Raw genomic sequence first — 18012 nt, forward strand, 5'->3', positions numbered from 1 at the left:
GACTATCCCGCCTGACTGGAGCTCCGCTATGCGCACGTTGATGCTGACAGGAAGCCTGTTGTTGCTGACAGGTTGTGCCGGATTCGGATTACCTCGCCATGATCCGTCCCAAGCGTGGATCGACCTGGATTCGCAGCAAGAAGATACAGCGCTGCAAGCGCTGGAAGTCGATGACAAGGTCGCCACCGACAAGCGCTACTTCGAGGTTCACCCCGGTAGCCATGAGCTGACGGTGCGTTATCAGTTCGCTGTCGCGCCCACCAATATCGGTCCCGATGCCGAGCCGCTATGGCGTGATTGTCAATTGAACGTGAAATTCAAGGATTTCAACGCTGGCGAGCGGTATCAGCTGCAAGCCGGGAATATCGGTTTCCGGCCGTGGGCAAAGCTCTATGATCAACAGCGAAAAGTGATTGGCCAAGGGACACCGGCTGGCTGCCAACGCACCTGATCGGCGTTATCCTAAAGGCCCCCATCCTTGGGAATTCATCATGCGCAGGTCAATGCTATTACTGGCTGCAAGTGTCGTTGTCGGTTGCCAGAGCCCATTGCCGGCGGTTAATCCGCAGATGGCCTGGGTGGAGTTTTCTACACCCTTCCCCAACGACAAATTGTTGATGGCCGAACGATTGGACAAGCAGCGATTGCGCGACGGGCGTTTTTTCCAGGTCACCCCCGGTAGCCATGAGCTGATCGTTCGATTCGACTTCGAAGTGCCCGGCGGGGGCGGTGGCATGAGCATGATGAACGGTCCCACGGAACGATTGTGTTACCTGACCATCCACTATGATCATTTCGAAGCCGGCCAGCGTTATGTGCTGGAAGGCCGTTCGATCGCTTTCACTCCTGGCGCTCGCCTGTACAACGCCAAGCGTGAAATCGTCGCTGAAGACCGCGAGTCCTATTGCCTCATGTGAGGTGAATCAGCGGTCGTTCTTCTGGTAAATGATTTTCCTGGTGCCGCCGTCACACGTACCAACGACCATGTTCTGGTCATGCACTTCATCGTTGGTGACAATTTCCAGGGTGTAGGAAGAGACGTTGTTGGCCTGGATCTTGGCTTCGATTTCGGCCTTGAGTTCTTCACAAGATTTCGGTGCCGCCAGGGCCGATGTGGCCAGCGCGCAACAGATAATCGCCAAGGCAAAACGTTTCATGGTTGAAGCTCCTTTGAGGGCAGCGCGCACGTGGATGCGTTTTTGCTGCTGTCATTTATTCGACCACATTTTCGCCAATCAGGTTTGTTTCAGCACAAAAAAGATCGCAGCCTTCGGCAGCTCCTGCAGGTTCACTCAACCCATGTAGGAGCTGCCGAAGGCTGCGATCTTTTCGCGTCAACCTCGATTTAGCCGACCAGCGTCGCATCCAGGCTGATCTTCGCATTCAGCACCTTGGACACCGGGCAGCCTTCTTTGGCCTTGTTGCTCAATTCCTCGAACTGCGCCTGGCTCGCCCCGGGGATTTTAGCCTTGAGGATCAATTTCACCGCCGTGATCGCAAAGCCACCCTCCACCTGGTCCAGAGTGACCTCGGCTTGGGTATCGATGCTGTCAGCCTTGAGACCGGCATCGCCGAGAATCATTGAAAACGCCATGGAAAAGCAGCCCGCGTGTGCCGCACCGATCAGCTCTTCCGGATTGGTGCCCTTGCCGCCTTCGAAACGCGCCTTGAAGCCGTAGGGTGCTTCTTTGAGTACACCGGTTTCCGTGGAAATCGAGCCGATGCCGGTTTTCAGGTCACCTTCCCAATGAGCCGATGCTTTCTTCGTGATAGCCATGTCTGCCTCCTCAAGATCCGGCGCGAATCGTCGCGCCTTCGTGGTTTTCGGTTGCTAGGGTTCTGAGGATAGACGGTGGTGCAAAGTTCACCGCATTCTAATTGATGCCTCATTTTGCAGGAATTTCGTCTGCGCTATTGAAACTCGGGTATATGCCCTCATTGCATGAAGCACGCTTATGAATTCGGCAGGTTTTCGTTTGTAAGAAAAAACCTGCGCCCTCAATTGGAGAAGCAGGCTTATGAAACGACTGTCCGATATCAAGTTCTCGACCCTCGATCTGGTGCCCGTGCGAGAGAACGGCAGTGCAGCCCAGTCGCTGCGCAACTCCCTGGACCTGGCGCAGCACGTCGAGCAGTTCGGCTACAACCGCTTCTGGGTCGCCGAGCACCACAATATGGATGGCATTGCCAGTTCGGCGACCTCGGTGCTGCTGGGTTATCTGGCTGGCGGCACGTCGACCATTCGCGTCGGCTCGGGGGGTGTGATGTTGCCCAACCACGCGCCTCTGGTGATCGCCGAGCAGTTTGGCACGCTGGAAAGCCTGTACCCGGGCCGGATCGATCTGGGCCTGGGCCGCGCTCCCGGTTCCGATCAAATGACTGCTCGCGCGTTGCGCCGTGAGCGCTCCGGAAGCGCCGACGAGTTTCCCGAAGACGTGACCGAACTGATGCGCTACCTCGGTCCACGCACCCCGGACCAGCGGATTATTGCTATGCCTGGCACCGGCACCAACGTCCCGGTCTGGTTGCTGGGTTCGAGCCTGTTCAGTGCCCAACTGGCCGGTGAGCGCGGTTTGCCCTACGCCTTCGCCTCCCATTTCGCACCGCGCTTCATGCATGAGGCGATTCGCGTCTACCGCAACCACTTCAAGCCTTCTGCAGTATTGGATAAGCCCTACGTGATGCTCGGCGTACCTTTGGTAGCCGCCGACACCGACGAGCAGGCCGACTATCTGGCGACCTCGGTCTATCAGCGGATTCTCGCGTTGATGCGTGGCCAGAGCCTGGTGCAACGGCCGCCAGTGAAAACCATGGACGGCCTGTGGCTGCCTCATGAGAAGGAAGCGGTCGGAGATTTCCTCGGTCTGGCCATGGTCGGCAGCCCGCAGAAGATCCGCGCCAAACTGGAAGTGCTGATCGAGCAGACCCAGGCCGATGAGCTGATTTTTACCTGTGACCTCTACGAACATGCCGATCGGGTGCATTCCTATAAACTGTTGGCGCAGGTCATGAAGGGCTGACGCTCGAGCCGCGCCCACAAAAAGCCGACGTCATTGCGTCGGCTTTTTTATTTTTCGCGGGCATCAGCCTATCTCTTATAGACGATTACTTTGGAGCCCTTTTCACAGGTGCCGACGACTTTTCCCGCGGCAGCATCGTCTTTATCGACGATTTCCAGCGAATAACCAGCAACACCCTTGGCATCAAGTTTTGCGGCGATCTCGGCTTTCAGCTCTTCGCACGACTTGACGTCGGCAAAGGCCGTACTCGCAAGGCTCAGCAAGCCCACCGCTAAAATAAACTTCTTCATCGATTGCATTCTCTGGTCGGATCAATAGGGGGCATACGGCTATCAGCCGGATGTTCTTGTGTAGCGCATTGCCAATCCCTATGGCACTCGGCCAGCGAGCCAGTTCAGAAGACTAGCTCAAACTCAGCTGCTCGCAATCCGGAACCCGACCTTGAGCGTCACCTGAAAATGGGCGGCCTTGCCGTCCTTGATGTGCCCGCGGGTTTCTGTCACCTCGAACCATTCCATGTACTTGAGGCTTTTATTGGCTTCGGCCAAGGCGTTGTTGATGGCGTCTTCGATGCTGCTGGCGGATGAGCCGACCAGCTCGACTTTCTTGTAGGTGTGATGATCTGTCATGGCGTTCTCCTCAGGGTTTGATTACAGCCTAGCAGTGATTTTTCGTATTACTTCTGTCGGCTAATCCGACATTGAAGTTCAGATTTACTGCACTTTCTCGAACCCCCGAAGTCCCAACCAACACACGCAACTCAACCAATGCAGGAGAGCCACCATGGCCACCACTTCTTTACGTAAAGCCTCATTGCAAAGCATGGAAGCCGAGATCGAGAGTTTGCTCAAGTCTCTGGAAAGCCTTAAGGACGACGCCTCGGACGAGTCGCGTAAAACCCTTAAAGTGTTGAAAGCAAACGCCGAAAACGCGTTGAAGCATTCGCGCCATCTGCTCAGCGATGCGTACGAAGAAGTCAAAGTCAAAACCCGCGAAACCGGGATTGCCACACGGGACTACGCCCAGGAACACCCTTGGACTACAGCGGGTGTCGCTGTTGGTGCGCTGGGTTTGCTCGCTGCTTATCTGTTGTTCAAGCGCGGTGAATGATCTGTTTGGCGCAGTTCGTTCTTGAGCCACTGCGCCAATTGCCGGGCGCGCCCGTCCGCGGCGCGCTTGGGTAGCCACAACGCCAGTTGCGCCGGGGTTTCACTGAAGCCCCAGGGCGCGACCAGGCGGCCGGCCTTCAAGTCCTCGGCCACCAGCGGTTCAGGGGCAATTGCCACGCCCAGGCCCGCCACTGCCGCTTCCAGCAAGTAATACAAATGCTCGAACCCCTGACCTAATTTCAACGCTTTGGCGTCGATTCCACTTTGTTGCGCCCAACTGGGCCAGGCTTGTGGGCGAGAGGTGGTGTGCAGCAATGGCTCCCCCAGCAGCGCGGTGGCAGGTGCTTCCTGCAATCGTTCATAGCCGGCAAATCGCGGGCTCATGACAGGGCCAATCCGCTCGCTGGCCAATTCGTAGACCTGCATGTCCGCCGGCCAAGGTGGCTCGGCAAACACCAGCAGGGCATCCAGCCCCGGCCGACGAGGATCGAGATCGCCTTCACCGGCCGAGAGATGCAAGCGCAAGTCCGGCAGGTCTGAATTCAGCCTTCCCAGGCGCGGAATAAACCAGCGTGCCAGCAAGCTGCCTGAGCAGCCGAGTACAAACGGCGCGTCGGCGGTGCTTTGGGTCAGCTCTGCGCACACCGTACGCAAACGCTCGAACGCTTCAGCGCTGGCATCTCGCAATCGAACCCCGGCATCTGTGAGTTTAAGGCCGCGTCCATCCTTGATGAAAAGACTCACCCCAAGGTGTTCTTCGAGCACCTTGAGTTGACGGCTGACTGCGCCATGGGTGACGTGCAATTGTTCGGCGGCCTGACTAACGCTGTTCAGGCGGGCGGTCGCTTCAAAGGCACGCAATGCGTTCAGCGGGGGAAGGTCATGGCTCATGGGATCTGTGAGTTTTCCTGACAGGTTATGGCAATCTTATCGGTTTTCAGCTTCAGGCGTGAAGGGTAGAGTTAAGCCCATTGTCATCTCACGCATTCAACTGGAGCGACCCATGACCCAGACTAATCTGCGCAACGGCCCCGACGCCAACGGCCTGTTTGGCGCGTTCGGCGGCCGCTACGTCGCCGAAACCCTGATGCCGTTGATTCTCGATCTGGCCCGCGAATACGAAGCGGCCAAGGAAGATCCGGCATTCAAAGAGGAATTGGCCTACTTTCAGCGCGATTACGTCGGACGTCCCAGCCCGCTCTACTTCGCTGAGCGTCTGACAGAATTCTGCGGCGGCGCGAAGATTTACCTGAAGCGCGAAGAGCTGAACCACACCGGCGCGCACAAGATCAACAACTGCATCGGCCAGATCCTGTTGGCGCGGCGCATGGGCAAAAAACGCATCATCGCCGAAACCGGCGCCGGCATGCACGGCGTGGCGACGGCCACCGTGGCCGCGCGTTTCGGCCTCGATTGCGTGATCTACATGGGCACCACCGACATCGAACGCCAGCAGGCCAACGTGTTCCGCATGAAGCTGCTGGGCGCCGAAGTGATCCCGGTGGTGGCCGGGACCGGCACCCTGAAGGATGCGATGAACGAAGCGCTACGGGACTGGGTCACCAACGTCGACAGCACTTTTTACCTGATCGGTACCGTAGCCGGTCCGCATCCTTACCCGGCCATGGTTCGCGACTTCCAGGCCGTCATCGGCAAGGAAACCCGCGACCAGCTGCAAGCCCAGGAAGGTCGCCTGCCGGACAGCCTGGTGGCGTGCATCGGCGGTGGGTCCAATGCCATGGGCTTGTTCCACCCGTTCCTCGACGACAAAAGCGTCGATATCATCGGCGTTGAAGCCGCCGGTCACGGAATCGACACCGGCAAGCACGCCGCCAGCCTGAACGGCGGCGTACCGGGCGTGCTGCACGGTAACCGGACGTTCCTGCTGCAGGACGACGATGGCCAGATCATCGACGCCCACTCGATTTCCGCCGGCCTCGACTATCCAGGCATCGGCCCGGAACACGCCTGGTTGCATGACATCGGCCGTGTCCAGTACACCTCGGTAACCGACGACGAAGCCCTCGACGCGTTCCACAAATGCTGCCGCCTGGAAGGGATTATTCCTGCGCTGGAAAGCGCCCATGCCCTGGCCGAAGTGTTCAAACGCGCACCGACCCTGCCGAAAGATCACCTGATGGTGGTCAACCTGTCCGGTCGTGGCGACAAAGACATGCAAACCGTGATGCACCACATGGAACTCTCCCAACAAGAGCACTCCCAGCAGGAGAAACACTGATGAGCCGCCTGCAAACGCGTTTTGCCGAACTCAAGGAACAGAACCGTGCCGCGCTGGTGACTTTTGTTACCGCTGGCGACCCGAGCTACGACACGTCCCTGGCGATCCTCAAGGGCTTGCCCGGTGCTGGCGCCGACGTGATCGAGTTGGGCATGCCTTTCACCGATCCGATGGCTGATGGCCCGGCGATCCAGCTGGCCAACATCCGGGCCCTGGGTGCCAAGCAAAACCTGACGAAAACCCTGCAAATGGTGCGCGAGTTCCGCGAAGGCAATACCGACACGCCGCTGGTGTTGATGGGCTATTTCAACCCGATTCACATGTATGGCGTGCCACGTTTCATTGCCGACGCCAAGGAGGCCGGCGTGGATGGTCTGATCGTGGTCGACCTGCCTCCCGAGCATAACGGTGAACTGTGCGACCCGGCCCAGGCTGCCGGTCTGGACTTCATTCGCCTGACCACGCCGACCACCGATGACGTGCGCTTGCCAACTGTTCTGAACGGTAGTTCCGGTTTCGTTTACTACGTGTCTGTTGCCGGTGTGACCGGTGCGGGCGCGGCAACGCTGGAACACGTTGAAGAAGCGGTTGCCCGTCTGCGTCGCCATACTGATCTGCCGATCAGCATCGGCTTCGGCATCCGTACACCGGAGCAAGCCGCGTCCATCGCGCGTCTGGCGGACGGTGTGGTGGTGGGGTCGGCGTTGATCGATCACATCGCCAACGCGTCGACACCGGATCAGGCGATTGATGGCGTGTTGAGTCTTTGCGCGGCGCTGGCGGACGGCGTGCGTCAAGCCCGCGTCAGCTAGAGATAATGTTGCAGGTTTTCGGAACAGATGATTGTGGCGAGGGAGAGGGAGCTTGCTCCCGCTGGGGCGCGAAGCGGCCCTGATATCGACCGGGGGGCGCGGACGACGGCTTCGCCGCCGAACGGGACGGTGCGGCGATCCGACAAGCTCCCTCGCCACAGAAGAGCCTGCACAGCCCTGCACAGAGGAACACTCCACAGGTGCGCTTCCTCTCGCATGGATAACCCCTATCTCAAGGCAACTCCAACCCGCCCGACGCTTTGTGCAACTTGCGCAAATGCTCGCCAACCTGCTTCAGGTTGGCTTCATTAGCGGCCATCTCGGCCGCCCGGCTCGGTTCGAGCAGCGCCCTCACTTCCTTGTCCAGATCGCCGGTCAACGCTTGAAGCTGTTTCTGCCGCAGGCTGCTTTCCGATTCCAGGCGTTGCCATTCACTCGGCTGCGGCAAGCCATAACCGCCCGTACCGAGCAACTCCGCCGGACGGCTGAGGAAGCCGCTGTTGGCGAGAATCTGCTGCAAGGTTGCGTTGGCTTTGTCCATGCCGCCGTTCTTCAATTCCCGAGCGCCCAGGTAGCGCTGTTTTACTTCGTCCTGGGCCAGTACCAACTGTTGGCGGAAGGCGGCCTGCTCCAATAACAGCAATGCCGCGCTGGTGCGCAAGTCGGCCTGATAAATCCATTGCCGACGTTCTTCAGCCTTCAATGCCAGCCAGTCTTCGACCTTTTCCTGCTTGATCGGCAGGTGCTTCTTCAGCACGTCGAACATCGCTTGATAACGATCGCGGAAGGAGTCGAAGCGATAGCCCAGGCGCAGCGCTTCGCGAGGATCGTCCAGCACGCTGGTATCCGCCAGCCCGCGACCCTTGAGCACTTCCAACAAACCATTGGGCATGATGCTGTCCAGCCCGACCAGCTGCGAATTGTTAGTGCCGCTGCGCAACAGTTTCAATCCTTCTACCGCGCAGTTATTGGACAGGAAGAAATAATTGCCGTCGTAGCTCCAGTGCATCTCGGCGGCATGTTCCACCACGTTTTCGATTTCGTTGCGCGACAGGTTCAGCGGCACCGAGGCCAGGCTGCGCAGTTCGGTCTTGGTGTATTCGTCGATCACCTGAGCCAGCGGCAGGACAAACAGGCGCGACGGGTATTTACCCACCAGGCCGTCCCAGCTCGACAGCTGTACATCACCGACGAAGGCGCGGTAGGACAGCACCAGATGCTGATCCAGATCCAGCCGGCAATCGGGCCCGCGTGGCCGACCGGGTGCACAGATCACCAGGCGCAACATACTGTGGCCCCAGCGGCTGACCCAATTCTGATTGGCTTCGGCCAGCAGATAGTCGACGGCGTACACCCGTTCCGGGTCGACCTGGCCCAGGGGTTGTTTGGCGAAATCGTTGCCGGCATTGAGAAACGCAAAGGATTTGCCGCAGGTGTCTTTGGCCGCGGGCGCCCAGCCGAAATGTTCCTGGTAGTAGCGGTACAGCGCAGGACGGCGACAGGCGTAGCTCGGGTCGAGCAGGAAATACTCCATGTTGACCGCGACGAACTCCTTGGGGCTGCTCGTCTCGTAGATGTCCGGGCTGCGGGCGATTTGTCGATTGTACTGTTCGCGCTCGCCACGGCGGCCGACGTACTGTGGCCAACCGGCGAGGTCGAGCAGGCGTGGGTCGTCGCTGAGGGTAAAGCGTCGCCCGGACTGGCCGCGACATTGATCGGGCATGCCGATCAGTCCCGAACTGCTGTTACGCCGGGTGCAGCGCTGAATCAGCGTGCGCTCCGCGTCGGGCCACAGGCGCGAGCGGTCATAGATGTGAGTGAGTTCGTGCAGCACCGTGGCCAGCATTTCCCTGCGCACAGTGCCGTGGGGGCGATACGTTTTGCTGGTCGCAGCGCTGCCGTCGGTGAGGCTGGCGAGCAGGTTGCGGTTCAAGTCGAGTTCGGACACCAGCGACGCCTGCCCGTAGGCATCGCCTGGCATCTTATCGGTCCAGCCGACGTCGATTCTGCGGTCGAGTTGCTCGATGAAGCGCGGCGGCAATGCCTGCATGGCCTCATCGAGCAGCGCCTGACTGGCCTGCTGCTGAGCGGGGCTCAGCCCTTGGGTCTTGAGCTGTAATTGCAGGCCAGCCTGGGCCGTGTTGCCAAGCAGCAACAGGACCCCGGCCAACAGCCAGGCGACAGGCGACATCACAGTGCGAGGATGGCTTCGGCGAGAACCTGATCACTGGCGTCCCGGGCTTCCGGCACGCGGGTGCGCAATGTGTCGAAAGCAGCTTCCAGCTGTGCGCCGCGAATTTCACCTTCGCTGGCAACGAAGCTGGCAGCATCGTCGTGGGCTTCGCGGATGATTTTCGAATCGCGAATGGATGTGGTGGTGTCGGATGTGAAATCAATGGTGCGCCGGGAGGCATCGATGATGATGTTACTGGTGGCGACCAGGGTGTGCGCCTGGGTCGCATCGGCCAACAACAACAGGCCAAGGGCAGCAGCAATCAGGGGGCTACGCATGGAACGACTCCGCAGATAAGGATAACTATTGGACGAGAATTGCCTGCGCCAGTTCAAGGTCGCTTGCATGAAGTTTTGGTCGGGCGTCGCGCAGGTAGACCAGGGCAGCCTCCAGTTGCGCGCCTCGCAGTTCGCCGTCACTGGCGATGAACGCCGCAGCGTCATCCTGTGCAGCGAGTAGCAGCTTACGGTCAAAGGGGGCGGCGGACACCATGGTGGTGGCGTAGCCGGTGGCGACGATGCCTTGTGTCGACAGGTTGAAGGCGTCGTAGGCATGGGCCGAACCCACCCAGCAGGCTGTTGCGAAAAACGGAGTGATCAACAGATTTGAAAGAAAACGCATGAGACTCGATAGCTGGAAGCGAGTCTCAAGGCTAGCGCAACGCCCGGTCTAGAGCCAGCGTTGAAACATTGGGACACTACGCGCGTGTCCCAGGTGATCGGTGTCGCTTAGATCGTCAGGATGGCCTGGGCCAGTTGCGCATCCGTGGCGCTCAACTGAGGAGCCTGTTGACGGATGTGGTCAAGGGCGCTTTCCAGTTTCACGCCACGGATGGCGCCTTCGCTGGCGACGAAGCTGGCGGCGTCGTCGCGGGCAGCGCGCACGATCTTGTCATCGCGGAAGGAAGAAGTGACGTCGGAGGTCGCATCGGAGGTGGCCTTGAGTGCGCCGACGACGGCATCGGTGGTCACGATGAAGCTGGTGGCGTGGGCATTGGCTGCCACGGCAAGCAGGGCTGCAGCGCTGAGCAGACGAAGACGGGACATGATGTAACTCCTTTGGTGAACCGATTGGGGGTGGCGCAGTGTCTGGAGATCAGACGCCTGTGATACCGCGTTCGCCACGTTCTGGTTAGATATTAGGCTGGCAGTGATGGATTCGAACAGCCATTTGGAGAAACGATTTATGTAGGAGCTGCCGAAGGCTGCGATCTTTTGATCTTAAATCTACCAACATCCAACATCCAACATCCAACATCCAAGACCAAGATCAAAAGATCGCAGCCTTCGGCAGCTCCTACGAAGTGTACCGGTTAAAAATAGTGTTTTAGTAACTGTGCTGGTTTGGCTTTTTTGAGCCCTGAAACGACAAAACCCGTCGCGGTTTCCCACGACGGGTTTTGTTTATTCAATTCGGGTTGCTGGCGGTGGACCCTACAGGTCAGAGCCAGCGACGCTACTTAGCGCCAGAACGGCTTGCTCAGCTCTTCGTAGCGTTGTGCTTCGCTAATCCCGGCGTCAGCCAGCAGACGCGAATCCAGACGAGCCAGTTGATGGCGGCTGGAGATGCGGCGCTGCCACAACATCAGGTTGGCGAGAACGCGCAGAGGCATGGAAGCCTGGGTTTTTGCAGCGGTGTCTTCGAAGAACAGCTCGGAACTGAGTGTACGTTCCATGGTTAGCATCCTTCCGCTTGTGGCGGGATTAGGTAGTGGTTTAACTGATGCCAATGATCCTCTTGTTTGGCCAGTCCCTGTAGATACAGTTCACCTGTATTGTGAGGGACCAGTTAACTGTTAATAGGCGGTGTACTGGTCGAAATTGAGGCAACTGTACCTGTCCGCACTTAAATGGTGCGTATTTGATACATTTGCTCGGAAAGGTAGGTAAATCCTGTAGGAAACGACCGGTACAGCAGTACAGTTTTAAACACATTTCAGCTTGGCAATAGCCGACTGACGAAAATGTGTTCGCGTCAGCCGCTATCTGTATCTCATCACACGGCGAGCATGCGCCCGGTTTCTTCGAGGTTTATGTGCCAGCTCAGTGCATCGCGAAGGATATGCGGGGTATGTCCGCCAATTGCGCATGCGGCTGTGAAGTAATCATCCAGCGCCTGGCGATAGTCCGGGTGCACGCAATTGTCGATGACAACGCGAGCCCGCTCCCGCGGCGCCAGGCCGCGCAGGTCCGCCAGGCCGATCTCGGTGACGAGGATGTCGACGTCATGCTCGGTGTGGTCGACGTGACTGACCATGGGCACGACGCTGGAGATCGCGCCGCCCTTGGCGATCGACTTGGTGACAAAGATCGCCAGGTGCGCATTGCGCGCGAAGTCGCCCGAACCGCCGATCCCGTTCATCATCCGCGTGCCACAGACATGGGTGGAGTTGACGTTGCCGTACAGGTCGAATTCCAGTGCGGTGTTAATGCCGATGATGCCCAGTCGGCGCACCACTTCCGGGTGGTTGGAGATCTCCTGCGGACGCAGGACCAGTTTGTCCTTGTAGCGCTCCAGGTTGCCGAAAACGTCGGTATTGCGACGAGCCGACAAGGTGATCGAACTGCCCGATGCAAAACTCAGCTTGCCGGCATCGATCAGGTCGAAAGTCGAGTCCTGCAGCACTTCGGAGTACATGGTGAGGTCTTCGAAGGGTGAATCGATCAGACCGCACATCACCGAGTTGGCGATGGTGCCAATCCCGGCTTGCAGCGGGCCAAGCTTGTTGGTCATGCGTCCGGCCGCCACTTCCTGCTTGAAGAAGTCGATCAGATGGTCGGCGATGGCCTGGGTGTCCACGTCCGGTGGCAGTACTGTAGAAGGCGAGTCGGACTGATTGGTGATGACGATGGCGACGATCTTTTCCGCCGGGATCGGGATGGCGGTACTGCCAATGCGATCATCGACCTTCACCAGCGGGATCGGCGTGCGAGTCGGACGATAAGTCGGGATGTAGATGTCGTGCAGACCTTCCAGATTTGGGTTGTGCGCCAGGTTGATCTCAACGATGACCTGTTTGGCGAAAATCGCAAAGCTGGCCGAGTTGCCGACCGAAGTGGTCGGTACGATGTGGCCCTGCTCGGTGATCGCAACGGCCTCGATCACCGCGATGTCCGGCAGCTTGAGCTGCTGGTTGCGCAGCTGCTCCACGGTTTCCGAAAGGTGCTGGTCGATGAACATCACTTCGCCGGCGTTAATCGCCTTGCGCAGCGTGCTATCGACCTGGAATGGCATGCGTCGCGACAGTACCCCGGCTTCGGTGAGCTGTTTGTCGAGGTCGTTGCCCAGGCTCGCGCCGGTCATCAGGGTGATTTTCAGCGGGGTCAGCTTGGCGCGTTCGGCCAACGCGTGGGGCACGGCCTTGGCTTCGCCGGCGCGAGTGAAACCACTCATGCCGACGGTCATGCCGTCCTCAATCAGAGCGGCAGCGTCAGCGGCGCTCATCACTTTATCCAACAACGAAGGCAAGCGAATACGATCACGGTACATGGAGGGTTATCTCGGGTAACGAAAGCAAGGTGTGCAGTCTAGTGATTTGAAAAAAATCCGTCCCGCTACCATGGTCGAATGCCGAGCCCTGATTTAGAGCCTTTGGTCGGGTTGGCGGGTCATTTCACCGGCAATAAAAAACCCCAGCCTACTAAAGGCTGAGGTTTTGGGTATTGCTGCTTCCGCAGGTTTTACTCGATGGCTTTGACCATGTCTTCGATAACTTTCTTGGCGTCGCCGAAGACCATCATGGTTTTGTCCAGGTAGAACAGTTCGTTGTCCAGACCGGCATAGCCGCTGGCCATCGAGCGCTTGTTGACGATGATGGTCTTGGCTTTATAAGCCTCGAGGATCGGCATGCCGGCAATCGGCGATTTCGGATCGTTCTTCGCCGCCGGGTTGACCACGTCGTTGGCGCCGAGCACCAGCACCACGTCGGCCTGGCCGAACTCGGAGTTGATGTCATCCATCTCGAACACTTGCTCGTAAGGTACTTCGGCTTCGGCCAGCAGGACGTTCATGTGCCCTGGCATCCGACCGGCGACCGGGTGGATCGCAAACTTCACGGTGACTCCCCGGTGAGTTAGCTTCTCCGCCAGCTCCATCAGTGAGTGTTGGGCGCGTGCCACCGCCAGGCCATAACCCGGAACGATGATCACGGTGTCGGCGTTGGTCAGCAGGAAGGTCGCATCGTCAGCCGAACCGGATTTCACCGGACGGGCCTCTTTCAAGCCTGCCGGGCCAGTTGCATCTACCGTGTTGCCGAAACCACCGAGCAGTACGTTGAAGAACGAACGGTTCATCGCCTTGCACATGATGTACGACAGGATCGCACCGGACGAACCCACGAGTGAGCCGGCAATGATCAGCATCGAGTTGTTCAGCGAGAAACCGATCCCCGCCGCTGCCCAGCCGGAGTAGCTGTTGAGCATCGACACCACGACGGGCATGTCCGCACCGCCGATCGGGATGATGATCAACACGCCCAGCACGAAGGCCAGGGCCAGCATCAGGGCAAATGCGCCGAGATTGCCGGTGAACATGAAGGTCAGGCCCAGTGCCAGCGTCGCCAGGCCCAGCACCAGGTTAAGCTTGTGCTGGCCGCTGAATTGCACCGGCGCGCCCTGGAACAGGCGGAACTTGTATTTGCCCGAGAGCTTGCCGAAGGCGATCACCGAACCGGAGAAGGTAATTGCACCGATGGCAGCGCCGAGGAACAGCTCCAGACGGTTGCCCGCCGGGATCGAATCACCCAGCTGCTTGACGATGCCCAGGGACTGCGGCTCGACCACCGCCGCAATGGCGATGAATACCGCGGCCATACCGATCATGCTGTGCATGAAGGCGACCAGTTCCGGCATCTTGGTCATTTCGACGCGCTTGGCCATGATCGACCCGGCGGTGCCACCGACCAACAGGCCGACGATGACGTAACCGATGCCGGCGGTGGCGCCGCCTTCCGCAAAAGAGAGCGCGGCCAGCTTATAGATGAGGCCCACGGTAGTGAGGATCGCCAGCGCCATGCCGAGCATGCCGTAAAAATTGCCACGTCGGGACGTGGTCGGGTGCGACAGACCTTTGAGGGCCTGGATGAAGCAGATCGACGCGATCAAGTAGAGCGTCGTGACGAGGTTCATGCTCATTACTTGGACGCCTCTTCTTTAACCGCTTTCGGGGCTTTTTTCTTGAACATTTCAAGCATCCTGCGGGTGACCAGGAAGCCACCAAACACGTTCACCGCCGCCAGCGCCACCGCCAGGGTGCCCATGGTCTTGCCCAGTGGCGTCACGGTCAGCGCCGCCGCCAGCATGGCGCCGACGATCACGATCGCCGAAATGGCGTTGGTCACCGCCATCAATGGCGTGTGCAGGGCAGGTGTAACGTTCCAGACCACGTGATAACCGACATAAATCGCCAGCACGAAGATGATCAGGTTGTAGATACCGGGGGAGATAAGCTCTTCCATCGTCTGAATCCCTGCTTAGGCGTTTTTGCGGATGACTTGGCCGTCGCGGCACATCAGGCACGCGGCGACGATATCGTCTTCGAGGTTGATCTCGAACTGGCCTTCTTTGTTGAAGACCAGCTTCAGGAAGTCCAGCAGGTTGCGCGCGTACAGGGCCGAAGCATCGGCCGCGACGGCGCCGGCCAGGTTGGTCGGGCCACAAATGGTCACGCCATTCTCGACCACGACCTGATCGGCCACCGTCAGCGGGCAGTTGCCGCCCTGGGCTGCCGCGAGGTCGATGACCACCGAGCCCGGCTTCATCTGCGCCACGGTTTCCGCGCTGAGCAGTGTCGGCGCCTTGCGGCCCGGGATCAGTGCGGTGGTGATGACAATGTCAGCCTGCTTGGCGCGCTCGTGCACGGCCAAGGCTTGGCGCTGCATCCAGCTGGCGGGCATGGGGCGCGCGTAACCGCCGACACCGACGGCGCATTCGCGCTCTTCGTCCGTCTCGTAAGGCACGTCGACGAACTTGGCGCCGAGGGATTCGATCTGCTCTTTTACTGCAGGACGCACGTCAGACGCTTCGATGACGGCACCCAGGCGTTTTGCCGTGGCAATGGCCTGCAAACCGGCGACGCCGGCACCCAGAATCAGTACGCGCGCCGCTTTTACGGTGCCCGCAGCGGTCATCAGCATCGGCATGAAGCGCGGATAATGGTGAGCCGCCAGCAGCACGGCCTTATAGCCGGCGATGTTGGCCTGGGACGACAGCACATCCAGGCTCTGCGCGCGGGAGGTGCGTGGCGCGGCTTCCAGCGCGAACGCGGTAATGCCGCACTCAGCCAGCTTGGCAATGGTTTCATTGCTGAACGGGTTGAGCATGCCCACCACAACGGTGCCGCTCTTGATCAGCGCGAGTTCGCTGTCGCTGGGAGCGACCACCTTGAGAATCAGCTCGGCGCCAAACGCATCGTTGGCGCTGCCAATGGTTGCGCCTGCCGCTTCATAAGCACTGTCGACAACACTGGCATTAATGCCGGCGCCGCTTTGCACAGTGACCTTATGGCCTTGGCCGATCAGCTTCTTGATGGTTTCCGGGGTTGCAGCAACCCGTGTTTCACCCGTCTGGGTTTCGAGAGGAACACCAATGTGCACGTCAAATCTCCTGCGTGATCTTATTGAGTAAACCCATGCACTGCGGATGGTGCGGCTGGGGCGGCCGATCAGCACGATCCCGCCAAACAAGGCGGGGCGCGGCATTTTGCAGGCGAACTTTGTGCCCATCAAGGGATTATGACGGGTGACGGAAAATTAACTACAAGTCACCCCGTGACCGAATGTCGCAACCAACCGGGTCAATCCCTTGCAGGCCGTGCCTTGCAAGGATCTAGCTGAAAAATGAGTTATTTTCACATCGGTAAGGTGAATGGGGCGTTATTGCCGCGAAATGGAGGCTCAAGGCCAGGTATTCAGGCGCTTATGGGACGTTTGTACCCCTTCGCTATACAGTCTGCGAATATGCGACAAATACTTATATCTGTAGGGTTTTCATTTTGCTGACTACGAGGTCAACTAATCGATCTGGGCCTTTATCCTTCTAGGCTGTAGCTGTGTGCCTGATTAACCAGCCAATCGCGAAAAGCCCTTAAAGAGGCCGATTCGACCTTTCGCTCAGGAATCATCAGGTAATAAGCCTTGATGCTCGACAGTGCCTGAGGGTTGGCGATCACCAGGCGCTTCTCCGCCAGCTCACGCTGAATCAGGAACGGCGGGATCAGCGCAATCCCCATGTCGTGCATGGCCGCTTGGGCCAGCATGGAGAATAGCTCGTAACGCGGTCCTGTCATGTCTCGCGGGATATTAAGGTTCTGCGAGTTGAACCACTGGCGCCAGGCATAGGGGCGAGTGGTCTGCTGCAGCAGGGGCAGGTCGGCGATTGCACTGGGTGTCAGATGGGTGTTTTTTCCCAGCAGGTCAGGGCTGCATACGGGCATCGGACTTTCGCCCATCAGCCTGTGGGATTCGGTACCCGACCAGTCAGCGTCGCCAAAATAGATCGCAGCATCGAAGTCGGTGTCGGCAAACAGGAAGGGGCGCGTTCGATTGGTGAGGTTGACCGTCACTTCCGGGTGTTGTTGCTGGAAGTCCTTGAGCCTTGGCAGCAGCCATTGAGTACCGAAGGTCGGTACGACGGCCAGTTCGATCACATTGGTGCCCTGCTGACCCATCACTGACAAGGTGTCCCGTTCCACCGCATCGAGCTGGGTGGCTACCCGTCGGCTATAGGACAGTCCGGCTTCCGTCAGCTTGACCCCGCGGCGCGAGCGGCGGAACAGTTCGACGCCCAGAAACTCTTCCAGGCTGGCGATCTGCCGGCAGATCGCGCCTTGGGTCAGCGAAAGTTCCTGGGCGGCCTTGGTAAAGCTTTCGTGGCGCGCTGCCGCCTCGAAGCTGATCAAGGCAGTCGTGCTGGGTATTTTCCTTCGCATGTACGGCAACCTCACTAATACAGGGCATAAAAGCCGTTCGGAGACCTTTCGGAGTGAGAAATTAGCACAACAGTATGCGAAATCCTCGTTTGCCCTGACGCCGAACCCGGCCTAGGATCAATCCACGATATTTGACCCGATTCGAGAGGACACACTCATGGGCGGTAAAGCTAGCTTCAACTGGATCGATCCCCTGCTGCTGGATCAACAGCTCACCGAAGAAGAGCGCATGATCCGCGATACTGCCGAGCAATTCGCTCAGCAGAAGCTCGCGCCGCGCGTTCTCGAAGCTTTCCGCCATGAAAAGACCGACCCGGCGATCTTTCGCGAGATGGGCGAAATAGGCCTTTTGGGGGCGACCATCCCTGAGCAGTACGGTGGCAGCGGCCTGAACTATGTCAGCTACGGCTTGATCGCCCGTGAAGTCGAGCGTGTCGACTCCGGTTATCGCTCGATGATGAGCGTGCAGTCTTCGCTGGTGATGGTGCCGATCAACGAGTTTGGTACTGAGGCCCAGAAGCAGAAGTACCTGCCGAAACTGGCTTCCGGCGAATGGATCGGTTGCTTCGGTCTGACTGAGCCGAACCATGGTTCCGACCCGGGTGCGATGATTTCCCGTGCGCGCAAAGTGGAAGGCGGTTACAGCCTGACCGGCAGCAAGATGTGGATCACC

General features: G+C 58.9%; 22 protein-coding genes (1 of these 22 cut by a window edge). 7 read left to right on the forward strand and 15 right to left on the reverse strand.

From position 1 onward, the window contains the following. Positions 1-28 precede the first annotated feature (28 nt). Both ACA062_RS00465 and ACA062_RS00470 read left to right on the forward strand, forming a co-directional pair. A complete protein-coding gene (locus ACA062_RS00465) occupies positions 29-451 on the forward strand; it encodes a PA0061/PA0062 family lipoprotein (RefSeq protein WP_497454761.1) in 423 nt (140 codons plus the stop codon). 40 nt (positions 452-491) lie between these two features. Further along, positions 492-917 carry a PA0061/PA0062 family lipoprotein gene (locus ACA062_RS00470; protein ID WP_497454762.1) on the forward strand — a complete coding sequence of 142 codons (426 nt, stop codon included), beginning with the start codon at positions 492-494 and terminating at the stop codon, positions 915-917. Positions 918-923: 6 nt separating this feature from the next. Here ACA062_RS00470 and ACA062_RS00475 read toward each other — a convergent pair whose 3' ends face one another. Further along, positions 924-1157 carry a DUF1161 domain-containing protein gene (locus tag ACA062_RS00475; protein ID WP_497454763.1) on the reverse strand — a complete coding sequence of 78 codons (234 nt, stop codon included), beginning with the start codon at positions 1155-1157 and terminating at the stop codon, positions 924-926. Positions 1158-1345: 188 nt separating this feature from the next. Beyond that, positions 1346-1777: an OsmC family protein gene (locus ACA062_RS00480; RefSeq protein WP_497454764.1), complete on the reverse strand. Its 432-nt coding sequence runs from the start codon at positions 1775-1777 to the stop codon at positions 1346-1348. A 241-nt stretch (positions 1778-2018) separates the two neighbouring features. On the opposite strand from ACA062_RS00480, the gene ACA062_RS00485 reads away from it, so the two are divergent. Continuing rightward, positions 2019-3020, forward strand: coding sequence for an LLM class flavin-dependent oxidoreductase (locus ACA062_RS00485; protein WP_497454765.1), 1002 nt, complete (start codon positions 2019-2021; stop codon positions 3018-3020). A 68-nt stretch (positions 3021-3088) separates the two neighbouring features. Here the strand turns inward: ACA062_RS00485 and ACA062_RS00490 are convergent, their stop codons facing one another. Both ACA062_RS00490 and ACA062_RS00495 read right to left on the reverse strand, forming a co-directional pair. Then, positions 3089-3310, reverse strand: coding sequence for a DUF1161 domain-containing protein (locus ACA062_RS00490; protein ID WP_497454766.1), 222 nt, complete (start codon positions 3308-3310; stop codon positions 3089-3091). Between the two features lie 123 nt (positions 3311-3433). After that, the gene (locus tag ACA062_RS00495; RefSeq protein ID WP_064675281.1) at positions 3434-3649 is read right to left on the reverse strand and encodes a dodecin; all 216 of its coding nucleotides are present in this window, start codon (positions 3647-3649) and stop codon (positions 3434-3436) included. Between the two features lie 154 nt (positions 3650-3803). Between ACA062_RS00495 and ACA062_RS00500 the strand changes: the two genes are divergently transcribed. Next, positions 3804-4130 carry an ElaB/YgaM/YqjD family protein gene (locus ACA062_RS00500; protein WP_497454767.1) on the forward strand — a complete coding sequence of 109 codons (327 nt, stop codon included), beginning with the start codon at positions 3804-3806 and terminating at the stop codon, positions 4128-4130. Here ACA062_RS00500 and ACA062_RS00505 read toward each other — a convergent pair. Further along, complete coding sequence (locus ACA062_RS00505) at positions 4103-5020, reverse strand: LysR family transcriptional regulator (protein ID WP_497454768.1); 918 nt, start codon at positions 5018-5020, stop codon at positions 4103-4105. The genes ACA062_RS00500 and ACA062_RS00505 overlap by 28 nt on opposite strands. Before the next feature lie 112 nt (positions 5021-5132). Between ACA062_RS00505 and trpB the strand changes: the two genes are divergently transcribed. Both trpB and trpA read left to right on the forward strand, forming a co-directional pair. Next, the gene (gene trpB, locus ACA062_RS00510) at positions 5133-6368 is read left to right on the forward strand and encodes a tryptophan synthase subunit beta (protein ID WP_497454769.1); all 1236 of its coding nucleotides are present in this window, start codon (positions 5133-5135) and stop codon (positions 6366-6368) included. After that, the gene (gene trpA / locus ACA062_RS00515; RefSeq protein ID WP_497454770.1) at positions 6368-7180 is read left to right on the forward strand and encodes a tryptophan synthase subunit alpha; all 813 of its coding nucleotides are present in this window, start codon (positions 6368-6370) and stop codon (positions 7178-7180) included. The genes trpB and trpA overlap by 1 nt, the downstream gene beginning before the upstream one ends. 232 nt (positions 7181-7412) lie before the next feature. On the opposite strand, the gene ACA062_RS00520 is transcribed toward trpA, so the two are convergent. The 10 genes from ACA062_RS00520 to ACA062_RS00565 form a co-directional block, all read right to left on the reverse strand. Then, positions 7413-9371: a DUF7844 domain-containing protein gene (locus ACA062_RS00520; protein WP_497454771.1), complete on the reverse strand. Its 1959-nt coding sequence runs from the start codon at positions 9369-9371 to the stop codon at positions 7413-7415. Continuing rightward, positions 9371-9691 carry a DUF2388 domain-containing protein gene (locus ACA062_RS00525; RefSeq protein WP_138963591.1) on the reverse strand — a complete coding sequence of 107 codons (321 nt, stop codon included), beginning with the start codon at positions 9689-9691 and terminating at the stop codon, positions 9371-9373. Before ACA062_RS00525 ends, ACA062_RS00520 begins: the two co-directional genes overlap by 1 nt. A gap of 25 nt (positions 9692-9716) precedes the next feature. Beyond that, a complete protein-coding gene (locus tag ACA062_RS00530; protein ID WP_497454772.1) occupies positions 9717-10034 on the reverse strand; it encodes a DUF2388 domain-containing protein in 318 nt (105 codons plus the stop codon). Positions 10035-10141: 107 nt separating this feature from the next. Continuing rightward, positions 10142-10459: a DUF2388 domain-containing protein gene (locus ACA062_RS00535; protein WP_064675289.1), complete on the reverse strand. Its 318-nt coding sequence runs from the start codon at positions 10457-10459 to the stop codon at positions 10142-10144. A 413-nt stretch (positions 10460-10872) separates the two neighbouring features. After that, positions 10873-11088 carry a DUF1127 domain-containing protein gene (locus ACA062_RS00540; RefSeq protein WP_064675290.1) on the reverse strand — a complete coding sequence of 72 codons (216 nt, stop codon included), beginning with the start codon at positions 11086-11088 and terminating at the stop codon, positions 10873-10875. A gap of 320 nt (positions 11089-11408) precedes the next feature. Next, the gene (gene scpC, locus ACA062_RS00545) at positions 11409-12902 is read right to left on the reverse strand and encodes a succinyl-CoA:acetate CoA-transferase ScpC (protein ID WP_497454773.1); all 1494 of its coding nucleotides are present in this window, start codon (positions 12900-12902) and stop codon (positions 11409-11411) included. Positions 12903-13093: 191 nt separating this feature from the next. Continuing rightward, positions 13094-14545: an NAD(P)(+) transhydrogenase (Re/Si-specific) subunit beta gene (locus ACA062_RS00550; RefSeq protein ID WP_497454774.1), complete on the reverse strand. Its 1452-nt coding sequence runs from the start codon at positions 14543-14545 to the stop codon at positions 13094-13096. Then, positions 14545-14868 carry an NAD(P) transhydrogenase subunit alpha part 2 gene (locus tag ACA062_RS00555; protein WP_017335806.1) on the reverse strand — a complete coding sequence of 108 codons (324 nt, stop codon included), beginning with the start codon at positions 14866-14868 and terminating at the stop codon, positions 14545-14547. The genes ACA062_RS00550 and ACA062_RS00555 overlap by 1 nt, the downstream gene beginning before the upstream one ends. A gap of 15 nt (positions 14869-14883) precedes the next feature. Then, complete coding sequence (locus ACA062_RS00560; RefSeq protein ID WP_497454775.1) at positions 14884-16005, reverse strand: Re/Si-specific NAD(P)(+) transhydrogenase subunit alpha; 1122 nt, start codon at positions 16003-16005, stop codon at positions 14884-14886. A 434-nt stretch (positions 16006-16439) separates the two neighbouring features. Beyond that, positions 16440-17339: a LysR family transcriptional regulator gene (locus ACA062_RS00565; protein WP_497454776.1), complete on the reverse strand. Its 900-nt coding sequence runs from the start codon at positions 17337-17339 to the stop codon at positions 16440-16442. Positions 17340-17496: 157 nt separating this feature from the next. Between ACA062_RS00565 and ACA062_RS00570 the strand changes: the two genes are divergently transcribed. Then, positions 17497-18012, forward strand: the beginning of a protein-coding gene (locus ACA062_RS00570; RefSeq protein WP_497454777.1) for an acyl-CoA dehydrogenase. 666 nt of this gene lie beyond the right edge of the window; only the first 516 of its 1182 coding nucleotides appear in the window; the start codon lies at positions 17497-17499; its stop codon lies beyond the right edge, outside the window.

This window comes from Pseudomonas sp. LBUM1679 (assembly GCF_059695565.1).

Excerpts from the sequence above, each read along its gene's own strand:
- ACA062_RS00530 (WP_497454772.1), bottom strand. The coding sequence starts at position 10,034 with ATGCGTTTTCTTTCAAATCTGTTGATCACTCCGTTTTTCGCAACAGCC.
- ACA062_RS00475 (WP_497454763.1), bottom strand. The coding sequence starts at position 1,157 with ATGAAACGTTTTGCCTTGGCGATTATCTGTTGCGCGCTGGCCACATCG.
- ACA062_RS00480 (WP_497454764.1), bottom strand. The coding sequence starts at position 1,777 with ATGGCTATCACGAAGAAAGCATCGGCTCATTGGGAAGGTGACCTGAAA.
- ACA062_RS00555 (WP_017335806.1), bottom strand. The coding sequence starts at position 14,868 with ATGGAAGAGCTTATCTCCCCCGGTATCTACAACCTGATCATCTTCGTG.
- ACA062_RS00470 (WP_497454762.1), top strand. The coding sequence starts at position 492 with ATGCGCAGGTCAATGCTATTACTGGCTGCAAGTGTCGTTGTCGGTTGC.
- trpB (WP_497454769.1), top strand. The coding sequence starts at position 5,133 with ATGACCCAGACTAATCTGCGCAACGGCCCCGACGCCAACGGCCTGTTT.
- ACA062_RS00490 (WP_497454766.1), bottom strand. The coding sequence starts at position 3,310 with ATGAAGAAGTTTATTTTAGCGGTGGGCTTGCTGAGCCTTGCGAGTACG.
- ACA062_RS00505 (WP_497454768.1), bottom strand. The coding sequence starts at position 5,020 with ATGAGCCATGACCTTCCCCCGCTGAACGCATTGCGTGCCTTTGAAGCG.
- ACA062_RS00485 (WP_497454765.1), top strand. The coding sequence starts at position 2,019 with ATGAAACGACTGTCCGATATCAAGTTCTCGACCCTCGATCTGGTGCCC.
- scpC (WP_497454773.1), bottom strand. The coding sequence starts at position 12,902 with ATGTACCGTGATCGTATTCGCTTGCCTTCGTTGTTGGATAAAGTGATG.
- ACA062_RS00565 (WP_497454776.1), bottom strand. The coding sequence starts at position 17,339 with ATGCGAAGGAAAATACCCAGCACGACTGCCTTGATCAGCTTCGAGGCG.
- ACA062_RS00495 (WP_064675281.1), bottom strand. The coding sequence starts at position 3,649 with ATGACAGATCATCACACCTACAAGAAAGTCGAGCTGGTCGGCTCATCC.
- ACA062_RS00550 (WP_497454774.1), bottom strand. The coding sequence starts at position 14,545 with ATGAGCATGAACCTCGTCACGACGCTCTACTTGATCGCGTCGATCTGC.
- ACA062_RS00465 (WP_497454761.1), top strand. The coding sequence starts at position 29 with ATGCGCACGTTGATGCTGACAGGAAGCCTGTTGTTGCTGACAGGTTGT.
- ACA062_RS00540 (WP_064675290.1), bottom strand. The coding sequence starts at position 11,088 with ATGGAACGTACACTCAGTTCCGAGCTGTTCTTCGAAGACACCGCTGCA.
- trpA (WP_497454770.1), top strand. The coding sequence starts at position 6,368 with ATGAGCCGCCTGCAAACGCGTTTTGCCGAACTCAAGGAACAGAACCGT.
- ACA062_RS00520 (WP_497454771.1), bottom strand. The coding sequence starts at position 9,371 with ATGTCGCCTGTCGCCTGGCTGTTGGCCGGGGTCCTGTTGCTGCTTGGC.
- ACA062_RS00535 (WP_064675289.1), bottom strand. The coding sequence starts at position 10,459 with ATGTCCCGTCTTCGTCTGCTCAGCGCTGCAGCCCTGCTTGCCGTGGCA.
- ACA062_RS00500 (WP_497454767.1), top strand. The coding sequence starts at position 3,804 with ATGGCCACCACTTCTTTACGTAAAGCCTCATTGCAAAGCATGGAAGCC.
- ACA062_RS00525 (WP_138963591.1), bottom strand. The coding sequence starts at position 9,691 with ATGCGTAGCCCCCTGATTGCTGCTGCCCTTGGCCTGTTGTTGTTGGCC.